This is a genomic window from Kitasatospora sp. NPDC096077 (genome assembly GCF_040303245.1).
Taxonomy (GTDB): Bacteria; Actinomycetota; Actinomycetes; order Streptomycetales; family Streptomycetaceae; genus Kitasatospora.
In genome coordinates this window covers 300,621-320,246 of the sequence record NZ_JBEOSV010000004.1, presented here as the reverse complement: position 1 = coordinate 320,246, position 19,626 = coordinate 300,621, and the positions used below count along the sequence as shown (strand labels likewise).

The 19,626-nt window shown below is 74.1% G+C and carries 22 protein-coding genes and 1 tRNA gene; 16 read left to right on the top strand and 7 right to left on the bottom strand.

Features of this window, described 5'->3' with window-relative positions; all coding sequences use genetic code 11:
• Positions 1-147: 147 nt before the first annotated feature.
• Genes ABTZ03_RS06810 through ABTZ03_RS06800 form a run of 3 tightly spaced genes read left to right on the top strand, consistent with a single transcriptional unit; the run spans position 148 to position 1,864 of the window.
• Positions 148-723 carry a nucleosidase gene (locus ABTZ03_RS06810; protein WP_350511775.1) on the top strand — a complete coding sequence of 192 codons (576 nt, stop codon included), beginning with the start codon at positions 148-150 and terminating at the stop codon, positions 721-723.
• A gap of 43 nt (positions 724-766) precedes the next feature.
• A complete protein-coding gene (locus tag ABTZ03_RS06805; RefSeq protein WP_350511774.1) occupies positions 767-1,300 on the top strand; it encodes a DinB family protein in 534 nt (177 codons plus the stop codon).
• Between the two features lie 42 nt (positions 1,301-1,342).
• Positions 1,343-1,864, top strand: a complete 522-nt coding sequence (locus ABTZ03_RS06800; RefSeq protein ID WP_350511773.1) for a hypothetical protein — start codon at positions 1,343-1,345, stop codon at positions 1,862-1,864.
• A gap of 6 nt (positions 1,865-1,870) precedes the next feature.
• Here ABTZ03_RS06800 and ABTZ03_RS06795 read toward each other — a convergent pair whose 3' ends face one another.
• On the bottom strand, positions 1,871-2,074 hold the full coding sequence (locus tag ABTZ03_RS06795) for a hypothetical protein (RefSeq protein WP_350511772.1): 204 nt from the start codon (positions 2,072-2,074) through the stop codon (positions 1,871-1,873).
• 195 nt (positions 2,075-2,269) lie between these two features.
• Between ABTZ03_RS06795 and ABTZ03_RS06790 the strand changes: the two genes are divergently transcribed.
• From ABTZ03_RS06790 to ABTZ03_RS06780, 3 genes are all read left to right on the top strand, one after another.
• Positions 2,270-2,629, top strand: a complete 360-nt coding sequence (locus ABTZ03_RS06790; RefSeq protein ID WP_350511771.1) for a TetR-like C-terminal domain-containing protein — start codon at positions 2,270-2,272, stop codon at positions 2,627-2,629.
• A gap of 75 nt (positions 2,630-2,704) precedes the next feature.
• Positions 2,705-3,190 carry an SRPBCC family protein gene (locus ABTZ03_RS06785; protein WP_350511770.1) on the top strand — a complete coding sequence of 162 codons (486 nt, stop codon included), beginning with the start codon at positions 2,705-2,707 and terminating at the stop codon, positions 3,188-3,190.
• Between the two features lie 130 nt (positions 3,191-3,320).
• The gene (locus tag ABTZ03_RS06780; protein ID WP_350511769.1) at positions 3,321-4,124 is read left to right on the top strand and encodes an alpha/beta fold hydrolase; all 804 of its coding nucleotides are present in this window, start codon (positions 3,321-3,323) and stop codon (positions 4,122-4,124) included.
• Between the two features lie 22 nt (positions 4,125-4,146).
• Here ABTZ03_RS06780 and ABTZ03_RS06775 read toward each other — a convergent pair whose 3' ends face one another.
• The gene (locus ABTZ03_RS06775; protein WP_350511768.1) at positions 4,147-4,497 is read right to left on the bottom strand and encodes a DoxX family protein; all 351 of its coding nucleotides are present in this window, start codon (positions 4,495-4,497) and stop codon (positions 4,147-4,149) included.
• A gap of 107 nt (positions 4,498-4,604) precedes the next feature.
• On the opposite strand from ABTZ03_RS06775, the gene ABTZ03_RS06770 reads away from it, so the two are divergent.
• Positions 4,605-5,504 (top strand): LysR family transcriptional regulator, encoded by a 900-nt coding sequence (locus tag ABTZ03_RS06770; RefSeq protein WP_350511767.1) that lies wholly within the window; start codon positions 4,605-4,607, stop codon positions 5,502-5,504.
• A 251-nt stretch (positions 5,505-5,755) separates the two neighbouring features.
• Here ABTZ03_RS06770 and ABTZ03_RS06765 read toward each other — a convergent pair whose 3' ends face one another.
• The gene (locus ABTZ03_RS06765; protein ID WP_350511766.1) at positions 5,756-7,333 is read right to left on the bottom strand and encodes an AMP-binding protein; all 1,578 of its coding nucleotides are present in this window, start codon (positions 7,331-7,333) and stop codon (positions 5,756-5,758) included.
• Between the two features lie 56 nt (positions 7,334-7,389).
• On the bottom strand, positions 7,390-7,911 hold the full coding sequence (locus tag ABTZ03_RS06760) for a hypothetical protein (RefSeq protein WP_350511765.1): 522 nt from the start codon (positions 7,909-7,911) through the stop codon (positions 7,390-7,392).
• A gap of 410 nt (positions 7,912-8,321) precedes the next feature.
• Here ABTZ03_RS06760 and ABTZ03_RS06755 point away from each other — a divergent pair, with 410 nt between their 5' ends.
• Entirely contained in the window at positions 8,322-9,053 is a 732-nt protein-coding gene (locus tag ABTZ03_RS06755) for a DUF4232 domain-containing protein (protein ID WP_350511764.1), read from the top strand.
• A gap of 104 nt (positions 9,054-9,157) precedes the next feature.
• Here the strand turns inward: ABTZ03_RS06755 and dmpI are convergent, their stop codons facing one another.
• Positions 9,158-9,340 (bottom strand): 4-oxalocrotonate tautomerase DmpI, encoded by a 183-nt coding sequence (dmpI, locus tag ABTZ03_RS44225; protein WP_400919900.1) that lies wholly within the window; start codon positions 9,338-9,340, stop codon positions 9,158-9,160.
• A 125-nt stretch (positions 9,341-9,465) separates the two neighbouring features.
• On the bottom strand, positions 9,466-10,362 hold the full coding sequence (locus ABTZ03_RS06745) for a LysR family transcriptional regulator (RefSeq protein WP_350511763.1): 897 nt from the start codon (positions 10,360-10,362) through the stop codon (positions 9,466-9,468).
• Positions 10,363-10,610: 248 nt separating this feature from the next.
• Between ABTZ03_RS06745 and ABTZ03_RS06740 the strand changes: the two genes are divergently transcribed.
• Positions 10,611-10,694: transfer RNA gene (locus ABTZ03_RS06740), tRNA-Leu, on the top strand.
• A 70-nt stretch (positions 10,695-10,764) separates the two neighbouring features.
• Here the strand turns inward: ABTZ03_RS06740 and ABTZ03_RS06735 are convergent.
• Positions 10,765-11,934 (bottom strand): serine hydrolase domain-containing protein, encoded by a 1,170-nt coding sequence (locus tag ABTZ03_RS06735; protein WP_350511762.1) that lies wholly within the window; start codon positions 11,932-11,934, stop codon positions 10,765-10,767.
• Positions 11,935-12,078: 144 nt separating this feature from the next.
• On the opposite strand from ABTZ03_RS06735, the gene ABTZ03_RS06730 reads away from it, so the two are divergent.
• From ABTZ03_RS06730 to ABTZ03_RS06700, 7 genes are all read left to right on the top strand, one after another.
• Positions 12,079-13,302, top strand: coding sequence for a sensor histidine kinase (locus tag ABTZ03_RS06730; protein WP_350511761.1), 1,224 nt, complete (start codon positions 12,079-12,081; stop codon positions 13,300-13,302).
• A complete protein-coding gene (locus tag ABTZ03_RS06725; RefSeq protein ID WP_350511760.1) occupies positions 13,299-14,045 on the top strand; it encodes a response regulator in 747 nt (248 codons plus the stop codon). The genes ABTZ03_RS06730 and ABTZ03_RS06725 overlap by 4 nt, the downstream gene beginning before the upstream one ends.
• 164 nt (positions 14,046-14,209) lie before the next feature.
• Positions 14,210-14,413 carry a hypothetical protein gene (locus tag ABTZ03_RS06720; protein WP_350511759.1) on the top strand — a complete coding sequence of 68 codons (204 nt, stop codon included), beginning with the start codon at positions 14,210-14,212 and terminating at the stop codon, positions 14,411-14,413.
• A gap of 71 nt (positions 14,414-14,484) precedes the next feature.
• Entirely contained in the window at positions 14,485-15,513 is a 1,029-nt protein-coding gene (locus tag ABTZ03_RS06715; protein WP_350511758.1) for an RNA ligase family protein, read from the top strand.
• A 166-nt stretch (positions 15,514-15,679) separates the two neighbouring features.
• Positions 15,680-16,729, top strand: coding sequence for an alpha/beta hydrolase (locus ABTZ03_RS06710; RefSeq protein ID WP_350511757.1), 1,050 nt, complete (start codon positions 15,680-15,682; stop codon positions 16,727-16,729).
• Positions 16,730-16,937: 208 nt separating this feature from the next.
• Positions 16,938-17,852: an AurF N-oxygenase family protein gene (locus ABTZ03_RS06705; RefSeq protein WP_350511756.1), complete on the top strand. Its 915-nt coding sequence runs from the start codon at positions 16,938-16,940 to the stop codon at positions 17,850-17,852.
• A 57-nt stretch (positions 17,853-17,909) separates the two neighbouring features.
• On the top strand, positions 17,910-19,571 hold the full coding sequence (locus ABTZ03_RS06700) for a 4Fe-4S binding protein (protein ID WP_350511755.1): 1,662 nt from the start codon (positions 17,910-17,912) through the stop codon (positions 19,569-19,571).
• Positions 19,572-19,626: the final 55 nt, after the last annotated feature.

The following is a 19,626-nucleotide window of genomic DNA, read 5'->3' as shown; positions in this document are numbered from 1 at the left end:
GTCCGTACCGCTCCGGCGACCCGCCCGTACCGCTCCGGACGACCCGACGGGGAGGCGGCGATCCGTGCGACGCCGACCGCGCCCCGCACGGTTCCGCGCCGCGCTGATCCCGGGCCCGACACCCCCGCGCTCCGTACCATGGGCCCCATGCGACTCCTTGGAACGATCTCGCCCGACCGCCCGCTGCTCGTCGTCGCGGTCCGCGAGGAGGCCGCCCACCTCGACGACCGGCTGCCCGTGCTGCTCACCGGGATAGGGAAGGTCAACGCCACCGCGGCGCTCGCCACCGTGCTGGCCCGGGACGAGCGGCCCTCCGAGGTGATCAACCTCGGCACGGCCGGCGCGCTGCGCCCCGGCTGGGAGGGCATCCACCACGTCGTCCAGGTGATCCAGCACGACCTGAACACCGCGGTCCTCCAGGACCTCACCGGCCGCAGCTACGGCGCCCCGCTGGTGGTCGGCAAGGGCGACGGCCCGGTGCTGGCCACCGGCGACCTCTTCGTCGACTCCCCGGAGGCCAAGCAGCGGCTCGCCGAGCACGCCGACCTGGTCGACATGGAGGGCTACGCCGTGGCCGCCGTCGCCCACCGGGCCGGGGTGCCGGTGCGGCTGGTCAAGTACGTCAGCGACGAGGCCGGGGACGGCGCCGCGCGCACCTGGCGGGAATCGGTCGACGGCTGCGCCCGAAAGCTCGCGGACTGGGTGCACGCCCAGGGGTGGTGACTGTTCGTCGGCTCGGCACGGCTCCGGCGGTTAGGGTGGCGCGGTGACCGAGAACACCGCGCCCCGGGGCGCCGCGCCGAGCAAGTTCTCCGACAGCCGCCCGCCGTGGGGCAACACCGATGAGCGGACCACCCTGCTGGCCTTCCTCGACTACCTGCGCGAGGCGGTGATCGGCAAGCTGGACGGCCTCGGCGAGGAGGCGGCCGGGCGCCCCGGCGTCGCCTCCGGCACCAGCCTGCTCTGGCTGGTCCGGCACCTGACCGTGGTCGAGCTCAACTGGTTCGAGTACGCCTACGGCGGGTCGGGGGAGAAGCCGCTCGACAGCGAGGAACTCCCCTCCGGCGACGGCACGGTGGCCGCGGCGGTCGCCGCCTACCGGGACGCCGTCGCCCGGGCGAACGCGGTGGCCGCGGCCGCCCCGGACCTGGACCGGCCGGGCGTGCGCTCGCTGCGGCCCGACGTCGCCGAGGGGCCGTCGCTGCGCTGGGTGCTGGTGCACATGATCGAGGAGACCGGGCGGCACGCCGGGCACGCGGACATCCTGCGCGAGCAGATGGACGGGGCCGTCGGGCGCTGACGGTCGGCGGGCGTGTCGCCGCAGTCTCGTAGGGTGACGGCCATGTCCTTCCTGGAGCGCCTGCGCGCGACCCCCGCCACCGTCGACTACCTGCTCTGGCCGGGGGACTTCTCCCTCGACGCCTACTCGCACGTCGAGGACGTCGTGCTCGCCTCCGGCGAGGCCCTGGAGGAGGTCGCCAAGTGCGGCGCCGGCGGCACCTTCTTCCTGTGCGGGGACGGCGGCGACGAGCGGCCGGTGCTGTACGCCGACTCGGAGGGCGGCGCGGCGCTGATGGCGGTCGGGTTGGAGGAGGCGGTCGGGCTGCTGCTGGCGCTGCCGTGGTGGCGGGACTGCAGGCGGCTGACCGAGGAGGAGAGCGCGGCGGCGGCCGAGGACTACCTGGCGGACGAGCCGGACCTGCTCGCCGACCGGGACGCGGCCGCCGCCGCGATCGGACTCGAAGTGCCCACCGTGGCCGAGGCGTTGGGACGGCTGCGGGAGGCCGTGTTCGGCCTCGGGCCGTCCTATGTGCTGCTCAACGCGGCGGAGGGCAACGCGTACGAGCCGCTGTTCCGGGCTTAGCGCCGGCTAGCGGCCGTGGAGGCGGTCGGCCAGGTCCCGGGCGGCCGCGGCCTCCGGGGTTCCGGTGGCGGCGAGGTGGCTGAGCAGCCGGAGCACCTCTTCGTACTCGGCGCGGGACAGTGGCACCTCGCCGTCGCCGAGGCTCACGCTGTCCGCCTGGATGACCTGGCCGACGATCCTGACCCCGCCGGTGATCACGTTCCTGCCCATGGTTCCCCCCACTGAAGTGGCTTTGTCGAAGCGACGTTTCGCCACACAGGCTAGGCCCGCGCGGGGCCGTGTGGTGGGAATCGGCCGGATCAGAGGATGCGGCGCAGGAGGCGGGACTTGAGCGGGGTGAAGGGCGGGTAGGCGGGGCGGAGCGGGTCGGCGAGGAGGGGTACCCTGGCGGGCGACCTGCGGGTCGTGCTGCGGGACAAGGCCGCCGCGATGACCGGTGAGCCCGGCCGGGTGATCCGCGCCCTGATCGGTGAGGCCGCCCACAACACGGCGCTGGCCGAGGCGCTGGTGACGGCCTTCCTCCGGCCGCTGTACGGGAGGGTCGCGGAGGTCGTCCGGCAGGCGGTCGACCGGGGTGAGATCCCGCCGCTGGACGATGTGGAGCTGGTCGGCGAGGTGGTGGCCGGCCCGGTGATGACCCACTTCCTGCTCACCCCGCAGCTGCCCGAGGAGGTCGACGAGGCCACCGCCCGCCGGATCGCCGACCGGTTGCTGCCGTTCGCCCTGCGGGCGGCGGGTGGCACGGTCGGGGTCCAGGGGGCCTGAGGCCGCGGGGGAAGGGCGGCAACGGAAAGACGACAGCGGACAGACGACAACGGAACAGACGGAAGAGGAGCCCCGGTGCCCTGGTTCACGCTCGAACGCTTCGACCCGACCTTCTTCGACACCGCCCCGCACCGCCGTGCGTACGTCATGGACCTCCCGGTGGCGCCGGAGGCGGTGTGGCGGGGCCTCGCCGGTGACGCGCCGCTGTCCTGGTGCCGGGGTCTGGCCGGTGGCCGCTACACCTCGGCGCCGCCGCACGGCGTGGGCACTACCCGGGAGGTCACCGCGACGCGCCTGCTCCGCCTGCGGGAGGAGTTCCTGCACTGGGAGGAGGGGAGGCGCCACTCGTTCCTCGTCACCGAGGCGAGCCTGCCGCTGTTCCGGCGCTTCGGCGAGGACTACCTGGTCGAGCCCACCCCGACCGGCACCCGCTTCACCTGGACCTTCGCCTTCGAGCCCCACCCCCTGCTGGCCCGCCCGGCCGCGCTGACCGACCTGCCGAGCGCGGCCTTCCTGCGGACCCTGATCGCCGACGCCAAGCGGCACTTCGGCGCGGCCTGACGCATCAGACGGTCGTCTTGCACATCTGTATTGGACATTTGTTTTGAACGTGCGTCTTGCACGTACGTCTTGCACGTACGTCCAAATCCTCGCTATGGTGATCCCATCAACCGCTGCACAAGGGGGAACCATGAACGACGTCACCACTGCCGTCCGCCGCGAACTGACCATCGACGGCCGCACGTTGTCCTACCTGGACTTCGGCGGCACCGGCCGCCCGCTGCTCGCCCTGCACGGCCACCTGTCGGAGGGGGCGGTGTGGGCCCGGCTGGCGGCCGGGCTCGGGGACGAGTGGCGGGTGATCGCGCCCGACCAGCGCGGCCAGGGCGAGTCGGACCGGGCCGCGGACTACTCGCGGGAGGGCTACCTCGCCGACATCGAGGCCCTGTTGGACCACCTCGGCCTGGAGACCGCGGTGCTGCTCGGCCACTCCCTCGGGGGCGTCAACGCCTACCAGTTCGCGGCCCGTCACCCCGAGCGGGTGGAGGCGGTCGTCGACGTCGAGGCCCCGCTCGTGCTCGGCCTGGAGGGCCCGCACCCGCTGGCCTTCCTGCTCGGCCTGCAGTACGACGCACCGAGCCGGGACGAGCTGGTCGCCGCGCTCGGCCCCGCCGCCCCGTACTTCGCCGACCGGCTGCGGGAGACCGCGGAGGGCGGCTGGCGGCTGCCCTTCCACCCCAAGGACATGTACGACTCCGAGGAGCTCGTCCACGGCGACCACTGGGACGACTGGACGGCCACCACCTGCCCCGCCCTGCTGGTGCGCGCCACCGCGGGGGTGGTCCCGGCCGAGCAGGCCGCCGAGGCCGTCACCCGCCGCCCCGGCACGGTCGCGGTCGAGCTGGCCGGTGACCACCTGCTGCCGATCACCGCGGCCGACGAACTCACCGCGGTCGTCAAGGAGTTCCTCGACGGGTACGTCGCCGCGCGGTAGGGCGCGGCGCTCGCCCCGCCGCTCAGCCGGTGACGGTGAGGGCGAGGGTGGCGACGGCCAGGGCGAGGTAGCCGGCCGGGAAGTAGAGGTTGTGGAGCACCCGGGTGTGGACGTGGGTGGCCACGGCGCCGAGGTAGAAGAGCACCAGGCCGACCGCCGCCGCGACGCCCAGCGGCGGGTAGCCGACCAGGCCGATCAGCAGCCCGGCCGCCCCGGCCGTCTTGAGCGCGGCCAGCCACGGCACCCACTCCCGTTTGACCCGCACCTCGGCGGAGTTGGCCAGGACGAACGGGGCCTTGGCGAAGTCGGCGGCGGCGATTCCGGCGTTGGCGGCGATGGCGACGACGGTCACGATGACCAGGGCGACGGACATGGGGTTCCTTCGGGGGAGGGGCTGTACCGGGGCGGGTTCCGCCCCGCTGCCAAGCCTCTTCGGGGCGCTCCCCTTGCGTCCAATACCTGCTTCCATAACCTGGTGGCATGGATGTGGACACCCGGCTGCTGCGCACCTTCGCGGTGGTCGCCGAGGAGGGCAGCCTGACCCGCGCGGCGGAGCGGCTGTACGTCTCCCAGCCCGCGCTGACCAAGCAGATCCGGCAGTTGGAGACCCTGCTCGGGGTGCCGCTGTTCGTCCGGTCCCGGGCCGGGATGGCGCTCACCGTGGCGGGCCGCAGCCTCGCGGGGCGGGTGCCGGGGCTGCTGGCGGACTGGGAGGGGGCGCTGCGGGAGACCAGGGGGGCGGCGAGCCGGGCGGAGCGGGTGCTGCGGGTCGGCTTCCTGGCCAGTGCCGCCAACGAGGCCACCCCGGGCATCGTCGCCGGGTTCACCGCCCGACGCCCGGGCTGGCGGGTCGAGATGCGGCACACGGCCTGGTCGGACCCGACCGCGGGCCTGGCCGGCGGGGAGGCCGACGTGGCGCTGCTGCGGCTGCCGTTCCCGGGTCAGGAGCGGTGGCGGGTGGCCGAGTTGTTCGCCGAGCCGCGCTGGGTCGCGCTGCCCGCGGCGCACCCGCTCGCCGCCCTGGAGGTGGTCCCGTTCCGGGAGTTGTGGGACGAGCCCTTCGTGGCGGCCCCGGCCGAGACCGGCCGCTGGCGGGACTACTGGGTCGCGGCCGACGAGCGCGAGGGGCACCCGGTCCGTTACGGCGCCGTCGTGGAGCACCCCGACGACTGGCTGAGCGCCATCGCCAACGGCTACGGGGTCGCGCTCGCGCCCGAGTCCACCGCCCGCTTCTACGCCCGCCCGGGCATCGCCTACCGGCCGGTGAGCGGGGTGAGTCCGAGCAGGCTCGGGGTGGCGTGGTCCCCGGCGGACGACGGCAGTCCGGTGGTGCGGGACTTCGTGCGCTGCTGTCTGGACGCCGCCGCGGAGCCGCGGTGAGCCCTCGCGGGCGCCCGACTCCCGCAGGCCGGGGGACGGGTGGCGGTGCTCGGCTGCCGGGGGAGGGGTGGCAGCCCTCAGCGCCGCCACCCCCCGTTGGCTTCTCGGCACTGGGGCGGTGGTTCATTGAGCCAAACCCCGCCTTGGGGTGAAAACGGGTGGGGATCCGGGCGGGGTTCGGTGCGGTTTCGGTGAGCGTCCGCCCGGAGGGTCTGCCGGGGTGGGCGCCCGGGCGTCCACCCCGGCGGGGCTCAGTGCGGGAGGGTCTCGCGCAGGCGCTTCTTGTCGGGCTTGCCGACCGAGGTCAGCGGGATGGCGTCCACCAGGTGGAGGGCCTCGGGCGCGTAGATCCGCCCCTTCTCGGCGGTGACGAAGGCGCGGATCTCCTCCAGCTGCGGCCGCTGCCCCGGGGCGGGGACGACCGCGACGTGGACGTGCTCGGCCTGCTGCTCGTCGCGGACGCCGTAGACGGCGCACTGGGCGACGTCCGGGTGGGTGAGGAGCAGTTCCTCGACCTCGGTGGGGTAGACGTGGCCGCCGACGACGATGATCAGGTCCTTGAGGCGGTCGGCGAGGTAGAGGTAGCCGTCGGCGTCGAAGTAGCCGACGTCGCCGGTGTCCAGCCAACCGTCGTGCAGCACCTGGGCGGTGAGCTCGGGGAGCTTCCAGTACCCGGCCATGATCATGGACGAGCGCACGTGCACCTCGCCCTGCTCGCCGACGGGCAGCTCGGTGCCGTCGGCGGCGCGGATCACCACCTCGACCTCGGGGAAGGGCCGGCCGACCGGGAGCGGGCCGGAGTCGCCGAAGCGCGGGTACTCCTCCGGGGCGAGGGCGGCGATCTTCAGGGCCTCGGACATGCCGTAGAGGCTGATCAGGACGGGCCCGAACACCTTGACCGCCTCGCGGATCCGGGCCGGGGAGGAGGCGCAGCCGCCGTAGTCGATCCGCTGCAGGCTGGACAGGTCGGTGGTGGCGACGGCCGGGTGGTCGAGCAGCAGATAGAGCAGCGGGGGCAGCACCCACAGGTCGGTGATGCGTTCGCGTTCGATCGCGGCGAGCACCTGGCCGGGGTCGAAGGAGCGCTGGAGGACGACCGAACCGCCGCGGTGGAGCGCCACATCGGCGAGCATGCCGGAGAGGTGGGCGAGCGAGGTGGCGGCCAGCAGGCGGGGCGGCTGGTCGTCCCCACGGTCGTCCATGGGGGTGTCGAAGATCGAGCGGTAGGGGCCGTGGAGGCTGAGGATGCCCTTGGGGATGCCGGTGGTGCCGCCGGTGTGGCGGATGCCGAGGTCGTCGTCGGGGCCGACGGGGACGGCGGGGTCCTCCGCGGGTCGGTGGACGGAGGCGGCGATCACGTCCTCGCCGATGCCCTCGGGGGCGGGGCCCAGGGTGAGGACGGTCGGGCGGTCCGGTCCGTCGAGCAGCGGGAGCAGCGCGGGGGCGTCGGCGTACCGTTCGGCGTCGACGAGCAGCAGGGTGGTGTCCACGCTGGCGGTGATCTCGGCCAGGACGGGGGCGCTCATGCCGTCGTAGAGGTTGACCACCCGGGCGCCGGCCAGGCCCGCGGCGTAGCGGGCGGCGAGGGCCTCGGCGGTGTTGCCGGTGAGCAGGGTGACGGTGGCGCCACGGCCGATGCCGCGGGCGATCAGCTCGTGGGCGAGGCGGTAGGCGGTGGCCGCGAGGTCGCCCGCGGTGATCTCGACGCCGTCGGGGGTGGTGACGGCGCGTCGGTCGGGGGTGGCGGTGAGGGACCGGAGGACCAGGGCGGGGGCGCTGACGAACTCCTGGTCGGGCATGGCCACTTCTTCCTTGTAGTTTGCAACCATGTCGTCAGGCTAACTCCACCCCCGGACCGGCACGGGTGAGATTTGGCCATGGTCGGTCAGAATGTCGTCGGTGCACGGAGGACCAGGTCGGAGAGCGCCTCCCAGTGCTCATCGGGCGCAGTGACGATCACATATCCCGACTGTCCGGGGAGTTCGGGGATCAGGGCGCTGCGGCAGCCCGAGCCGTGCTGGATCTCGACCGGGACGGGTGTGCCGTCGAGTCGGAGCTCACCGGTGCTGGTCCCGTCGACGACCGGAAGCCGACCGTTGCGCGGGTCGAAGTCGAAGCGGTCGGAATTGATCAGGAAGTTGTCCAGTTGGGATTCGGGCGTGGTGGTGGAGCTGATCCGGTGCACGGCCGGGAGCGGGCGCGAGGTCTGCACGATGGCGATGAACTCGCGGCCCAGGTGGTAGTTGAGGTCGAGGTGGCAGAGATAGTCGTTGGTGGACTGCCGGCCGACGAGGAAGAACCAGTCCGACGGGGCGTCACGGACGGCGGCGATCCGCCCGCCCCACTCCTCGGCGGTCTCGCGCGGGGTGGGGCGGTGGAAGTGGCGCGGGCGGTCGCTCCGGAACATTGGTCCCTCAATTCGCTGGCCGGAGAAGCTCATTGGGTCACCGTGACACAGGGGCGGGCGGGCCGTCGCCCGCATTTCCGGCCTGTCGGTGTGTCAGTTGACGGCGGCGGCGGTCAAGATCCGGTGGGTTACGGATCTGTCCCAGCGGGCGACGGGGGAGGGGAGGGAGGCGGACGCATCGGGAACGGCGGGTGGAACCGTTGTCCCGACTGGTCTGCGGCGGCTTCCGGCCCGGTGTGCCCGGTGGCGGGGCCGCGTCGTCGGCGACCGTTCGTGTAACAGCACTGTCGTGGTGGCGGGTTGGGCGGAACGGTTCACCGGCCGGGGCGGTCCTGCTCACCAGAAACACCCGCTCGTACCGACCCGTACCGAGCAGCCGGCCCAGCCACCCGATATCGAGGGAAGTCACGATGCGCGTTCACAAGCTCACCTTCGCGGCCCTGGCCGTTGCCGCGGGTCTCTCGCTCACCGCCTGCCAGAACGATGACACCGGCACGGACCAGAGCAAGCCCTCGGCCGCGTCCACCGCCTCCACCGTGCCCAGTGCGTCCACCGGCTCTTCCGGTTCCTCCGGCTCTTCCGGTTCCACCGGCTCCACGGGTTCCACCGGCTCCACGGGTTCCACCGGCTCCACTGCGGGCGGCGGGAAGAGCACCGGCGGGACGACCCCGAGCGGGAAGGGCACGGCGGCCGGGACCGGCTCCACCGACGCCGGGAAGGCCGGCTCCAAGTGCCGGACCGACGACCTGACGATCACGGCTGTCGACCGCACCATCGACGGGGACCAGAACCGCACCGTCGTGGTCGAGTTGAAGAACCACAGCGGCCACGACTGCGCGATCTCCGGGTACGCGGGCGTCGACCTGAAGACCAACGCGGGGTCGCTGTCCGCCCAGCGCTCGGGCGAGCCGGTCGTCCCGGACGTGCTCAAGAACGGGAAGTCGACCTACTTCGGCATCACCTACCCGGAGAACAAGACGGGCGGCACCGGCGTCCGGATCACCGGCCTGGTGGTGACCCCGCCGGACGAGACGAAGTCGGTCAGCCTGACCTGGCCGGGCGCCGCCTCGCTGCCCGTCACGGACGGCTCCGGCACCCCGGTGAAGGTCGGCCCGATGGGCAGCGCCGGGCAGGGCGGCTGACCGTCCTCGGGCCTTGGGCCTTGGGCCTCGGGCCCTCGGGCCCTTGGCGGGGGCGGGTCCGCCGGTGCGACGGCACCGGCGGACCCCCGCCCGCTGATCGTCCGCTACTTGTCCGCGGTGAGCCGGCCCGCCGAGCCCCAGTTCTCCGGCTGGTACTCGTTGACGAACACGAACACGCTCTCGGCCGGGACCCCGAGCGCCTCGACGAAGGCCGTGGTGACCTTCTCGACCAGCTCGCGCTTCTGGGCGACCTCGCGCGGACCCTGCTGAATGGTGACGATCGGCATCTTCGGCTCCTGACCGGGTGATGTGCCGGGCTCTTCCGCCCGGCTCTCCCGCCGGGTTCTCCGGCTGACACCAGTCCACCCGATCGGGCCGTCCCGCACCCAGACCCGAATCGCTCTGGCAGCGATCACGAATCCTGATCGTCCCAGCTCGGAGGCGTGGCACGGCAGGCCTCCAGGAGCAGCCGGGGGACCGCGGCGGAGCGCCGGACGGCGAGCGAGGTCGGCAGGGCCAGCGGGGTGCGGCAGCGGCGGAACGCGACCCGGTGGACGTTCACCAGCCGGGCGTTGGCGGCGTACACCACCGTCCACATCGGAGTGCCCGAGCCGATCGAGGCCAGGGAGTCCTGCAGCGTGCTGTGCGCCGGCCCGAGCAGCGGCCGGAAGCCCGCCCGTGCGCAGGCGTCCGTCACCAGGTCCACCAGCGCCGGGTGCTCGGCCCGCCCGGTCAACCGCAGGGGCAGCTCGGCGAGGTCCGCGAGGTCCACCTCGGGCCGGTCGGCGAGCGGGTGCCGGGCGGGCAGCGCGAGCACCAGCTCGTCCTCCCAGACCGGCAGGAAGCGCAGATCGGGGCTGTCCTCGGCGATCGCCCCGCGGACGAAGGCGGCGTCTAGGCGGCCGTCCGACACCCGGGCCAGCCGTTCCCGCACCCGGACCGCCTGGAGTTCCACGTGCACCCCGGGCGCCCGGCGCCGGTAGGTGTCCAGGATCAGGTCGAGCCGCTCACCGAGCGCGGTGATGGTCCCGAGCCGGAACACGGTCGGTTCGGCCAGGTCGGCGGCCAGCGCGCGGGCGGCGTCCTCGGCGGCCAGCACGTTCCGGGCGGCGGGCAGGAAGCGCTCCCCGGCCGGGGTCAGCCGGACGTACCGGGGCGAGCGGTCGAACAGCTCGACCTTCAACTCCCGCTCCAGCCGACGGACCTGCTGGCTCACCGCGGGCTGGCCGAGCAGCAGCCGCTCGGCGGCCCGGCCGAAGTGCAGCTCCTCGGCCACGGCGACGAAGCAGCGCAGCTGCCGTAGCTCCATCCGGTCCCCCTGCTCGACGTGTCGACCCGACGCGTCGACGGACCCATCGTCGCAGGCGGGCGCCGCCGCCCGAGCCGACGGACGCCGACCGGACGCCGACCGGACGCCGACCGGGGGTCGACCGGGGGTCGACCGGACGCCGGCCGGGAGTCGGCCTCCGGGCCCCGGGACGGGCGACCTCCTCCCGTCGGGCGGAGGTGGTCGGAGGCACCCCTCGGGGTGGTCTATAGTTAACCCATCACCCAGATGCGCGGGTGGCGGAATAGGCAGACGCGCTGGATTCAGGTTCCAGTGCCCGAAAGGGCGTGGGGGTTCAACTCCCCCCTCGCGCACAGCGAACGGCCGGTTGATCTTCGGATCGACCGGCCGTTTTGTCGTCCGCGTGGACCGGCCGGACAGGACCTAGCGGCAGAGGGCCGTGTCCACCACCGCTTCGAGGTGCCGGGTGACGGCCTCGTCCGCCGGGACGCTCGTCACGGCTATGTCGACGGCGCGGCCGTCGTCGGTGGCACCGCCCCGGGTCTCGTAGCCGGGGATGTCGCCGCCGTGGCCCCAGTAGACGCCGCCGCAGGACAGCGGTCGGCTGATGATCCCCAGCCCGTAGCCGGCGCCGGTGTCGCCGATCGGGACGGTGGTGCGCATCTGGGCGAGCTGGGCGGCCGGGAGCAGACGGCCGGCCAGGAGGGCGGTGAAGAAGCGGTTGACGTCGGAGTTGGTGGAGATCATCTGGCCGGCCGCCCAGCCGGCCGACGGGTCCAGCTCGGTGGTGTCGATCAGCGGGCCGTCGGGCTTCTCCCGGCGGTAGCCGTGCGGATGGGCCTCCCGGATGGTGCGGTCCCCGACGGCGGGGAAGGAGGTGTGCCGCAGCCCGATGCGCTGGATGATCCGCCGGTCGATCTCCTCGGGGAGGGGCCGTCCGGTGACCTTCTGGACGATCAGGCCGACCAGGACGTAGTTGGTGCTGCTGTAGTGGAAGGCGGTGCCGGGGGCGGAGGTGGCTTGGTGCCGGAAGGCGAGGTCCAGCAGCTCGCGGGGTTCGAAGTAGCGCTGCTGCATGGCGGATTCCTCGATGTCGCCCTCGTAGTCGGGGAGCCCGCTGGTGTGTTGGAGCAGCTGGCGGACGGTGATGCGGTGCCCGTCGATCCCCTCGCCGCGGACGATGCCCGGCAGGTAGGTCTCGACCGGTTCGTCCAGGGCGACCCTCCCCTCGCCGACCAGCTGCAGGGCGACCACGGCGGTGAAGGTCTTGGTGTTGCTGCCGATCCGCACCTGGCCGTCCCGGGGGACCCCGGCGCGGGTGGCCACGTCCCCGACGCCCGCCGTGTAGTTGCGGGTGCGGCCCCTGCCGTCCTGGACGCTCGCCAGCGCGGCGGGCAGGCCGTCGGCCCGCACCAGGGCGTCCAGGCCCTGCTGGACGGTGCCCGGCCCGGCGGCCGCGCCGGCCGCGGCGGGCGGGCCGGCCGCGGCGGGCGGGGCCAGGGCGACGCCCGCCGTCAGCGCCCCGACGGCCAGCGCGGCCGCGAGGGTACGGTGTCGGACCGGACGGCGGCCGGGTCGGATCTGATCACGCATGGGTCAACTCCCGTGGAATCGTTGCGAAGGCAGTGGACCGATGATGGGCTCCGGAACCCCGACCGCACATCGCTGGGAATCGGGAAAATCACTTCCCCCGATCGAGGGAGGTGCCCGCTGACCTGGCCGGACATACTGACGGACATGATCAGGGGAATCCGGCCGCTGCTGCGCGGCTCCACGTACACCGGTGCACTGCTCGCCTACGGCGGGGCGTTGGCGAGCCTTCCGCTGCTGCCCTTCGCCGCGGCGCCCGCGCTGCTCTGGCGGACCGCCCCGTACGCGGTGCAGCTCGTGCTGACGCTGCTGGTCTGGGCAGTCCTGGTCGGTGCGCTCGGGCTGGCCCGCACCACCCGGCGGGTGCTGGTCGGTGCCGTCCGTCGCCTGCTGGGGGTGCCGCTGCCGGACCCGGCCGCCGGACGGGCCGGCGCGGACCGGCGGCGCACCCCGGCCTGGCTGCTGCTGCACGTGGGCCTGGGCTGGGTGGGGGCACTGGTGAGCGGGGTGCTGCTGATCGCGGGGGTGTCGCTGCCGGGGGGCTGGCTCGACGGCTCGGCGCAGCTGAGCCTGTTCGGCTGGTCAGCGCGGCTGGCGGACGGCTGGTGGAGCTGGCCGGTGGCGGCCGGCTGCGTGCTGCTGGCGCTGGCCGGGTGCGCGGCGGTGACGGGAGTGCTGCGGTGGGCGGCGCCGCTGCTGCTGGGGCCCTCGACGGCCGAGCGGCGGGCGCAGGCCGCCGAGCGGGAGCGAGTGCTGGCCGAACGCAACCGACTGGCCCACGAGTTGCACGACTCGATAGGGCACACGCTGACGGCGGCCACGATCCAGGCCGCGGTGGCGGGCGAGGTGCTCTCCGCCGACCCGGCGGCCGCGCGGGCCGCCATGCGCAGCATCGAGGAGTCGACCCGGGCCGCGCTGGAGGACCTGGACTACGTGCTGGGCGCGCTGCGCGAGGAGGAGCCGGGCACCGCGCCGGCCCGGACCTTGGCCGACCTGCCCGAACTGCTGGAGCGGCTGCGGCACGCGGGCGCGGTGGTGGAGCCCGAGCTGACGGGTGACCCGGCGCAGCTGCGGGGGACGCCTTCCCGGGCGGCGTACCGGATCCTCCAGGAGGGGCTGACGAACGCGCTGCGGCACGGGGTCGGCGGCCCGATAGCCCTGCGGGTCGCGGTGGCGGCGGACGCGGTGGAGCTGCGGATCGTCAACCGGACGGGCCCGGGGAGCGCTGCCGGGCGCTTCCCCAGCTCCGGGCGCGGTCTGCCCGGGCTGGCCGAGCGGGTGCGGCTGCTGCACGGCGAGTTCGAGTCCGGCCCGGACGGGCCCGAGAGCTGGCGGCTGGCGGTCCGGCTGCCGGTACGGTCGTCGACATGACCAGCCCCGACGTCCGTGACACCCGGATCGACACCGCCGCTGCCACCCCGTCCTCCACCCCGTCCGGCACCCCGATCAGGCTGCTGATCGCGGACGACGACGAGGTGACCCGCAGCGGCCTGGCCATGCTGCTCGGGGTCCAGCCGGGGATCGAGGTGGTCGGCGAGGCCGGCGACGGCGTGGAGGCGGTCGAGCAGGCTCGGCGGCTGCGGCCGGACGTGGTGCTGATGGACGTCCGGATGCCGCGCCGCAACGGGATCGACGCCACCCGGCAGTTGCTCGCCGAGGCTGCCGAGGCCGCCGACTCCGCCGGGCCGCCGAAGGTCGTGGTGATCACCACCTTCGAGAACGACGGCTACGTCACCGCCGCGCTCAGTGCGGGGGCCAGCGGCTTCCTGCTCAAGCGGCTGCCGGTCCGGCAGATCGCCGAGGCGGTGCGGGTGGTGGTGGCGGGGGAGGCGATCCTGTTCCCGGCGGCGCTGCGCCGGATGGTCACCGCCCGCCCGCTGGGCTCGGTCGAGGCGCTGCCGAGGGCGGCGCTGACCGGGCGGGAGGAGGAGGTGCTGCGGCTGATGGCCACCGGCCTCTCCAACCCGGAGATCGCGGTGTGGCTCACGGTGAGCCTGGAGACGGTGAAGACGCACGTCGGGAACGTGCTGACCAAGCTCGGCGCGCACAACCGGACGCACGCGGTGGTGATCGCGTACGAGTCAGGCCTGGTGGTGCCGGGGGTGGCCGGCTGAGTCCGGTGGCCGACTGACTCCGGTGGGCGGCGGCAGCGTGTTCCGCGGCCGGCGCTTCTTCCGCGGCGGCGGGGCGCACCGGGGCGGATGGGGCTGGTGAGGGCCGGACAACTAGCATGTCTTTGCCGTCTCTTGAATCTCCTGAATCTCCACGGAAGGCTGGGGTGGTCGTGAACCGCTACGCGACGGCCGCACTGGCGACCCTCGGCCTCCTGCTGCTCTGCGCCCTGGCGTTCGTGCTGCTCGGCCTGCTGCCGGCCGGCTCCGGCGGCGGGTCCGTGCTGCGCCTGCTCGGCGGCGCCGTGCTGGTCGGCGCCGCGCTGGTCTGGGGCTCCTACGTCTCCAGGCTGCTGCGCAGCCGGCGGTAGTGCGGCCGCGGTGAGTGCGGCCGCCGAATCCCCGTTGCCAGCGGGCGGGCGCCCGGGCGAGGATCCTGTTCGTGTCCGAGACGACGTTCGAAGGCCCGCCCGGCTCCGAGCTGAGGCCCTATCCGAAGATCCCCGCGCGGGGCCGCCCCGGCGCGCCCGGCAGCCGGGAGTGGACGGCGGCGGAGAAGGTGCACGGCGCGCACTTCGCGGTGGTCTGCGACGGCGGTGCGGTGCGGGCCGCCAAGCGGCGCGATCTGCTCGGCGACGAGGAGCTCGACGCCTTCTTCGGCGTGAGCCGGATCTGGCCGCAACTCTCCGTCGCCGCCGGGCACTTGGCCGCGGCGCTGCGCGCCTCCCGGGGCGAGGGGGCCGTCGTCACCGTGTACGGCGAGCTGGCCGGCGGCCGCTATCCGCACCCCGGGGTGCCCGCCGAGGCCGGGGTGGACCCGGTGCAGACCGGGGTCTGGTACGCGCCCGGGCTGCGCTGGCTGCCGTTCGACGCCACGGTGGAGACCGCCGAGGGGCGCCGGTGGATCGCCGACCGCGAACTGCGCGCCGCCGCGGCGGCAGCCGGCCTCACCTGTGTCCCGCTGCTCGGCCACGGCCCGCTGAACACCCTCCAGAACCTCCCGGCCGCCTTCCCCAGCCGGGTGCCGGCCCTGCTCGGACTGCCGGAACTGCCCGACAACCTCGCCGAGGGGTACGTCCTCAAGCCCGCGGGCGAGTGGCACGAGACCGGGACCGGGGCCGCCCGGCCGGTGGTCAAGGTCAAGCAGAAGGCCTTCGCCGAGGACGACCGCTACGACGGTGCCCGCCCCTACCTGCCCCCGCCGGAGGGGGCGGCCGGGGTGCCCGGCTGGCTGCTGGTGCAGGCCTCGGCGCTGCTGACCCCCACCCGCGCCGCGGCCGCGGTCAGCAAGCTCGGCCCGCACACCCCCGCCGGGGCGGTGGCGGCCGAGGTCGCCCACGACATCGCGGAGGAACTCGCGGACGCCCTGGGCGGATTGGAGGAGTCCGTCCGCACCGCGCTGCGCCGGGCCCTCGATCCCGGGGCGCGCGCCCTGGTCGCCTTCGACTCCCGGGACCGGCGCGGCCGCTGAGCCCGCGGCCGGCTGCGGACCGCCGTGCACCAACCGCTGGGAACGGGTCGAGGGCGGCTTCAGGCGGCGTCGAGGAAGCTTCCAACTCCCTTGGGGGGAGCCCATCATGGGCTCCCGGTCCAGGTCCCCAGCCGAGGGGTCGGGCAGAGGTCCCAGGAGGCAGAAGATGTCGATTCCATTCCCCGTCCGGATCCAGGCCGCCGTCGTCCGGGCCGTGTACGCCCTGCCCCACGGCCTGCGGCGGGCCTTCGCCGGCAAGCCGGAGGTACGGGACGGGCAGACCCTCGCACTGGACGCGCAGGTGATCCTGAAGTTCCAGCGGATGTCCAAGGCGACGATGGTGATGCCGGGCGGGGTGGGCCCGTCGCGGGACGAGATGGAGCACGCCCGGCACCTGGTCGGCGGGCCGAGGATAGAACCGGTGGCCGTGCGGGAGCTCGGGATCCCGCGGGAGCGGGGCGAGACGCCGGCGCGGCTGTACACCCCGGCCGGGCTGGGCGGGGCCTCCGGACTGCTGGTCTACGTGCACGGCGGCGGCTGGGCGGTCGGCAGCCTGGAGAGCCACGACCACGTCGCCCGGTTCCTGGCGCAGCGGGCCCGGGTGCGGGTGCTGTCGGTCGGGTACCGGCTGGCGCCCGAACACCCCTTCCCGGCGGGCCTGGAGGACGTGCAGGCGGCGCTGGACTACGCCTTCGCCAAGGCGGTCGACCTCGGCGTCGACCCGGAGCGGATCGCCGTCGGAGGGGACAGCGCGGGCGGCAACCTGGCCGCCGTCGCCGTGCAGGAGGCCGTCCGGCGGGGCGGCCCGGTGCCGGTGTTCCAGCTGCTGCTCTACCCGGTCACGGACCTGTCGACCAAGCGCCGCTCGTACCAGCTGTTCGCCGAGACCTATTTCCTGACCAGCGACAACATGGACTGGTTCGCCGACCGGTACGCGCCCGAGCCGCTGGACCGCACCGACCCGCGGATCTCGCCGCTGCTCGCCGCCGACCTGGCCGGGCTGCCGCCCACGTACCTGAGCACCGCGGGCTTCGACCCGCTGCGGGACGAGGGCGAGGCATACGCGCAGGCGCTGGAGGCGGCGGGGGTGGAGGTGTACCTGAGCCGGCAGTCGGACCTGATCCACGGGTACGCCAACTACATCGGGGTGGGCCACCGCTTCGAGGACGCAACGGCGGAGGCGGCGGAGGCGCTGCGCAAGGCGCTCGGCTGCTGAGCGGCGGCGACAGGGCGGTACGTACCGCGGGGCGTGCGGCGGTACAGCGGTGCGGCGGAGGGGCGGGCCCGGGCGGGCGCCGTCCCTCCGCCGTTTCGCCGCCGTTTCGCCGCTGTGCAGGGGGTTCTCGGGAACCGGGTCTTATTGTACTGTCCGTCTAATAAGCGGGTGAGCGGGAACCCGCAGGGGCAGGCACCCGGAGGCAGCCATGGCTCTCATCCACCACACGGCGGCGCACGGCCACACGTCGGCCGACGACGACGTCTCCAAGCGGCTGCTGGAGTCGGCCGCCACCCTCTCCTACGACCCGATGACCGAGATCGACTGGGACGCCCCCCTCCCGGCCGGGCACTACGGCCTCAACCCGGAGTGGAGCACGCTCTACGGCACCCGGCTGTGGGACGAGATGACCGAGCAGCAGCGGGTCACCCTCACCCGGCACGAGGTCTGCTCGATCATGAACACCGGCATCTGGTTCGAGATGATCCTCCAGCAGATGGTGCTGCGCGACCAGTACCTCAAGAACCCCGCCAACGCGGAGTTCCAGTTCGCGCTGACCGAGATCGCCGATGAGTGCCGGCACTCGATCATGTTCGCCCGCGCCTGCCAGAAGATGGGCGTCCCCGCCTACCGGCCCAACAAGGTGATCGCCCAGGCCGGACGCGCCTTCAAGGCGCTCGCCAAGGGTGAACTCGCCTACGGCGGCATCCTGGTGGCCGAAGAGGTGCTGGACGTCATGCAGCGCGACTGGATGCGCGGCGAGAACGTCCTGGAGATCGTCCGCGGCACCTCCCGGATCCACGTGGTCGAGGAGTCGCGGCACATGAAGTTCGCCCGGCAGGAGATCCGCGAGCGGGTCCGGCACGCGGGCCCGGCCCGCCGCCGCACCTCCGCCACCGGCATCGCGATCGGCGCGTACGTCATCGTCAGCAGCATGGTCCACCCGGGCGTCTACAAGGCCGCCGGGCTCGACGTCGCGCGGGCGCTCGACGAGGCGCGGGCCAACGGCCACCGCAAGGCGATGATGCGCAACAGCTCCCGGCACCTGATGGCCTTCCTCGCCGAGACGGGCCTGATCACCAGCCGCGCGGCTTCGATCTACCGCCGCGTGCACATGCTCTGACGGATCGTCACCCCACAGCACTCCAGCTCCAGCGAGGACGAGGACTCACTCCCGGCCATGGCCTACGCGATCACCCGGACCTGCTGCAACGACGCCTCGTGCGTGTCCGTCTGCCCGGTCAACTGCATCCACCCGACCCCGGAGGAGCCGGAGTTCGGCACCACCGACATGCTCTACATCGACCCGCAGGCGTGCATCGACTGCGGCGCCTGCGCGGACGCCTGCCCGGTCGACGCGGTGTACCCGGTCGACCGGCTGCGCGGTCCGGACGTCGTCTTCGGCGACCTCAACCGGGACTGGTACCGCGACCACCCCAACGACCACGCCTGGGGCGCGCCCAGCTTCCCGCGCAGCCTGCCGGCCGAGGTCGGCCCGCTGCGGATCGCCGTGGTCGGCACCGGGCCCTCCGCCGGGTACACCGCGCAGGAACTGCTGCGCTGCACCGGCGCCGAGCTCACCATGATCGACCGGCTGCCGGTCACCGGCGGCCTGCTGCGGCACGGCGTCGCGCCCGACCACCAGTCCACCAAGCGGATCGCGGAGAGCTTCGCGAGCGTCTTCCACGACCCGCGGCTGCGGATGCACCTCAACCTGGAGATCGGCACCGACGTCAGCCACGAGGAACTCGCCGCGCACCACCACGCCGTGGTGTACGCGGTCGGCGCGGCCGCCGACCGGCGGCTCGGCGTGCCCGGCGAGGACCTGCCGGGCAGCCTGCCCGCGACCTCCTTCGTCGGCTGGTACAACGCCGACCCGACGGTGCCCGCCGACGCGGTGGAGCTGTCCGCCGAGCGGGTGGTGGTGGTCGGCAACGGCAACGTCGCGGTGGACATCGCCCGCATCCTGCTCACCGACCCGGAGGTGCTGGCCGCCACCGACATCGCCGACCACGCGCTGGCCGCGCTGCGCCGCAGCCGGGTGCGGGAGGTGGTGCTGCTGGCCCGGCGCGGGCCGGAGCAGGCGGCCTGGAGCCGGACGGAGTTCCTGGCGCTCGGCCGGCTGCCGGGCGTCGAGCTGGTGGTCGAGGACCACCCGCAGGTGCGGGCGGCGATCGAGGCGGCCGCACCGGACTCCCGGGCCGGGCTGCTGGCCGGCCTGCCGCTGGTGCGCCGGGACGACTCCGCCGAGCCCGGGCCGGGGCGGCGGATCGTGCTGCGCTTCCTGTCCGCGCCGGTGGAGCTGACCGGCGCGGACGGCCGGGTCTGCGGGCTGACCGTGGAGCGGACCGCACCGGCGGCCGGCGACGGACGGCCCGAAGGGACGGGGGAGTACGAGACGCTCGCCGCCGGGCTGGTGGTGCGCTCGATCGGGCACCGCGGCGTGCCGGTGCCCGGACTGCCCTTCGACGAGCGGGCCGGGACGGTCGCCCGGCGCGGCGGACGGGTCGTCGACCCGGCCACCGGACGGCCGCTGCCCGGTGCGTACGTGGTCGGCTGGGCCAAGCGCGGGCCGTCCGGCGGGATCGGCGCCAACCGGGCCTGCGCGCGGGAGACGGTGGACGCGCTGCTGGACGACGCGCTGGCCGGGGCGCTGCCGGAACCCTCGGCGGGGCGGGCGGAGTTCGAGCGGCTGGTGCGGCGGCGCCGGCCGGACGCGGTGGGGCTCAAGGAGCTGCGCGCGGTGGACCGGGCGGAGCGCGAGCGGGGCGCGGCGCAGGGCCGGCCCCGGGTGAAGCTGGCGACGGTGGCGGAGCTGCTGGCGGCGGGCCGACGGCGGTAGGCGCTGGTGAGCGCTGTCCGGCGCACGCACGGGAAGTCGGCCGGTCCGACTTCCC

Coding starts and splice junctions, on each gene's coding strand:
- ABTZ03_RS06810 (WP_350511775.1), top strand. CDS start 148: ATGCGACTCCTTGGAACGATCTCGCCCGACCGCCCGCTGCTCGTCGTC.
- ABTZ03_RS06800 (WP_350511773.1), top strand. CDS start 1,343: ATGTCCTTCCTGGAGCGCCTGCGCGCGACCCCCGCCACCGTCGACTAC.
- ABTZ03_RS06795 (WP_350511772.1), bottom strand. CDS start 2,074: ATGGGCAGGAACGTGATCACCGGCGGGGTCAGGATCGTCGGCCAGGTC.
- ABTZ03_RS06780 (WP_350511769.1), top strand. CDS start 3,321: ATGAACGACGTCACCACTGCCGTCCGCCGCGAACTGACCATCGACGGC.
- ABTZ03_RS06775 (WP_350511768.1), bottom strand. CDS start 4,497: ATGTCCGTCGCCCTGGTCATCGTGACCGTCGTCGCCATCGCCGCCAAC.
- ABTZ03_RS06770 (WP_350511767.1), top strand. CDS start 4,605: ATGGATGTGGACACCCGGCTGCTGCGCACCTTCGCGGTGGTCGCCGAG.
- ABTZ03_RS06765 (WP_350511766.1), bottom strand. CDS start 7,333: ATGGTTGCAAACTACAAGGAAGAAGTGGCCATGCCCGACCAGGAGTTC.
- ABTZ03_RS06760 (WP_350511765.1), bottom strand. CDS start 7,911: ATGTTCCGGAGCGACCGCCCGCGCCACTTCCACCGCCCCACCCCGCGC.
- ABTZ03_RS06755 (WP_350511764.1), top strand. CDS start 8,322: ATGCGCGTTCACAAGCTCACCTTCGCGGCCCTGGCCGTTGCCGCGGGT.
- dmpI (WP_400919900.1), bottom strand. CDS start 9,340: ATGCCGATCGTCACCATTCAGCAGGGTCCGCGCGAGGTCGCCCAGAAG.
- ABTZ03_RS06745 (WP_350511763.1), bottom strand. CDS start 10,362: ATGGAGCTACGGCAGCTGCGCTGCTTCGTCGCCGTGGCCGAGGAGCTG.
- ABTZ03_RS06735 (WP_350511762.1), bottom strand. CDS start 11,934: ATGCGTGATCAGATCCGACCCGGCCGCCGTCCGGTCCGACACCGTACC.
- ABTZ03_RS06730 (WP_350511761.1), top strand. CDS start 12,079: ATGATCAGGGGAATCCGGCCGCTGCTGCGCGGCTCCACGTACACCGGT.
- ABTZ03_RS06725 (WP_350511760.1), top strand. CDS start 13,299: ATGACCAGCCCCGACGTCCGTGACACCCGGATCGACACCGCCGCTGCC.
- ABTZ03_RS06710 (WP_350511757.1), top strand. CDS start 15,680: ATGTCGATTCCATTCCCCGTCCGGATCCAGGCCGCCGTCGTCCGGGCC.
- ABTZ03_RS06705 (WP_350511756.1), top strand. CDS start 16,938: ATGGCTCTCATCCACCACACGGCGGCGCACGGCCACACGTCGGCCGAC.
- ABTZ03_RS06700 (WP_350511755.1), top strand. CDS start 17,910: ATGGCCTACGCGATCACCCGGACCTGCTGCAACGACGCCTCGTGCGTG.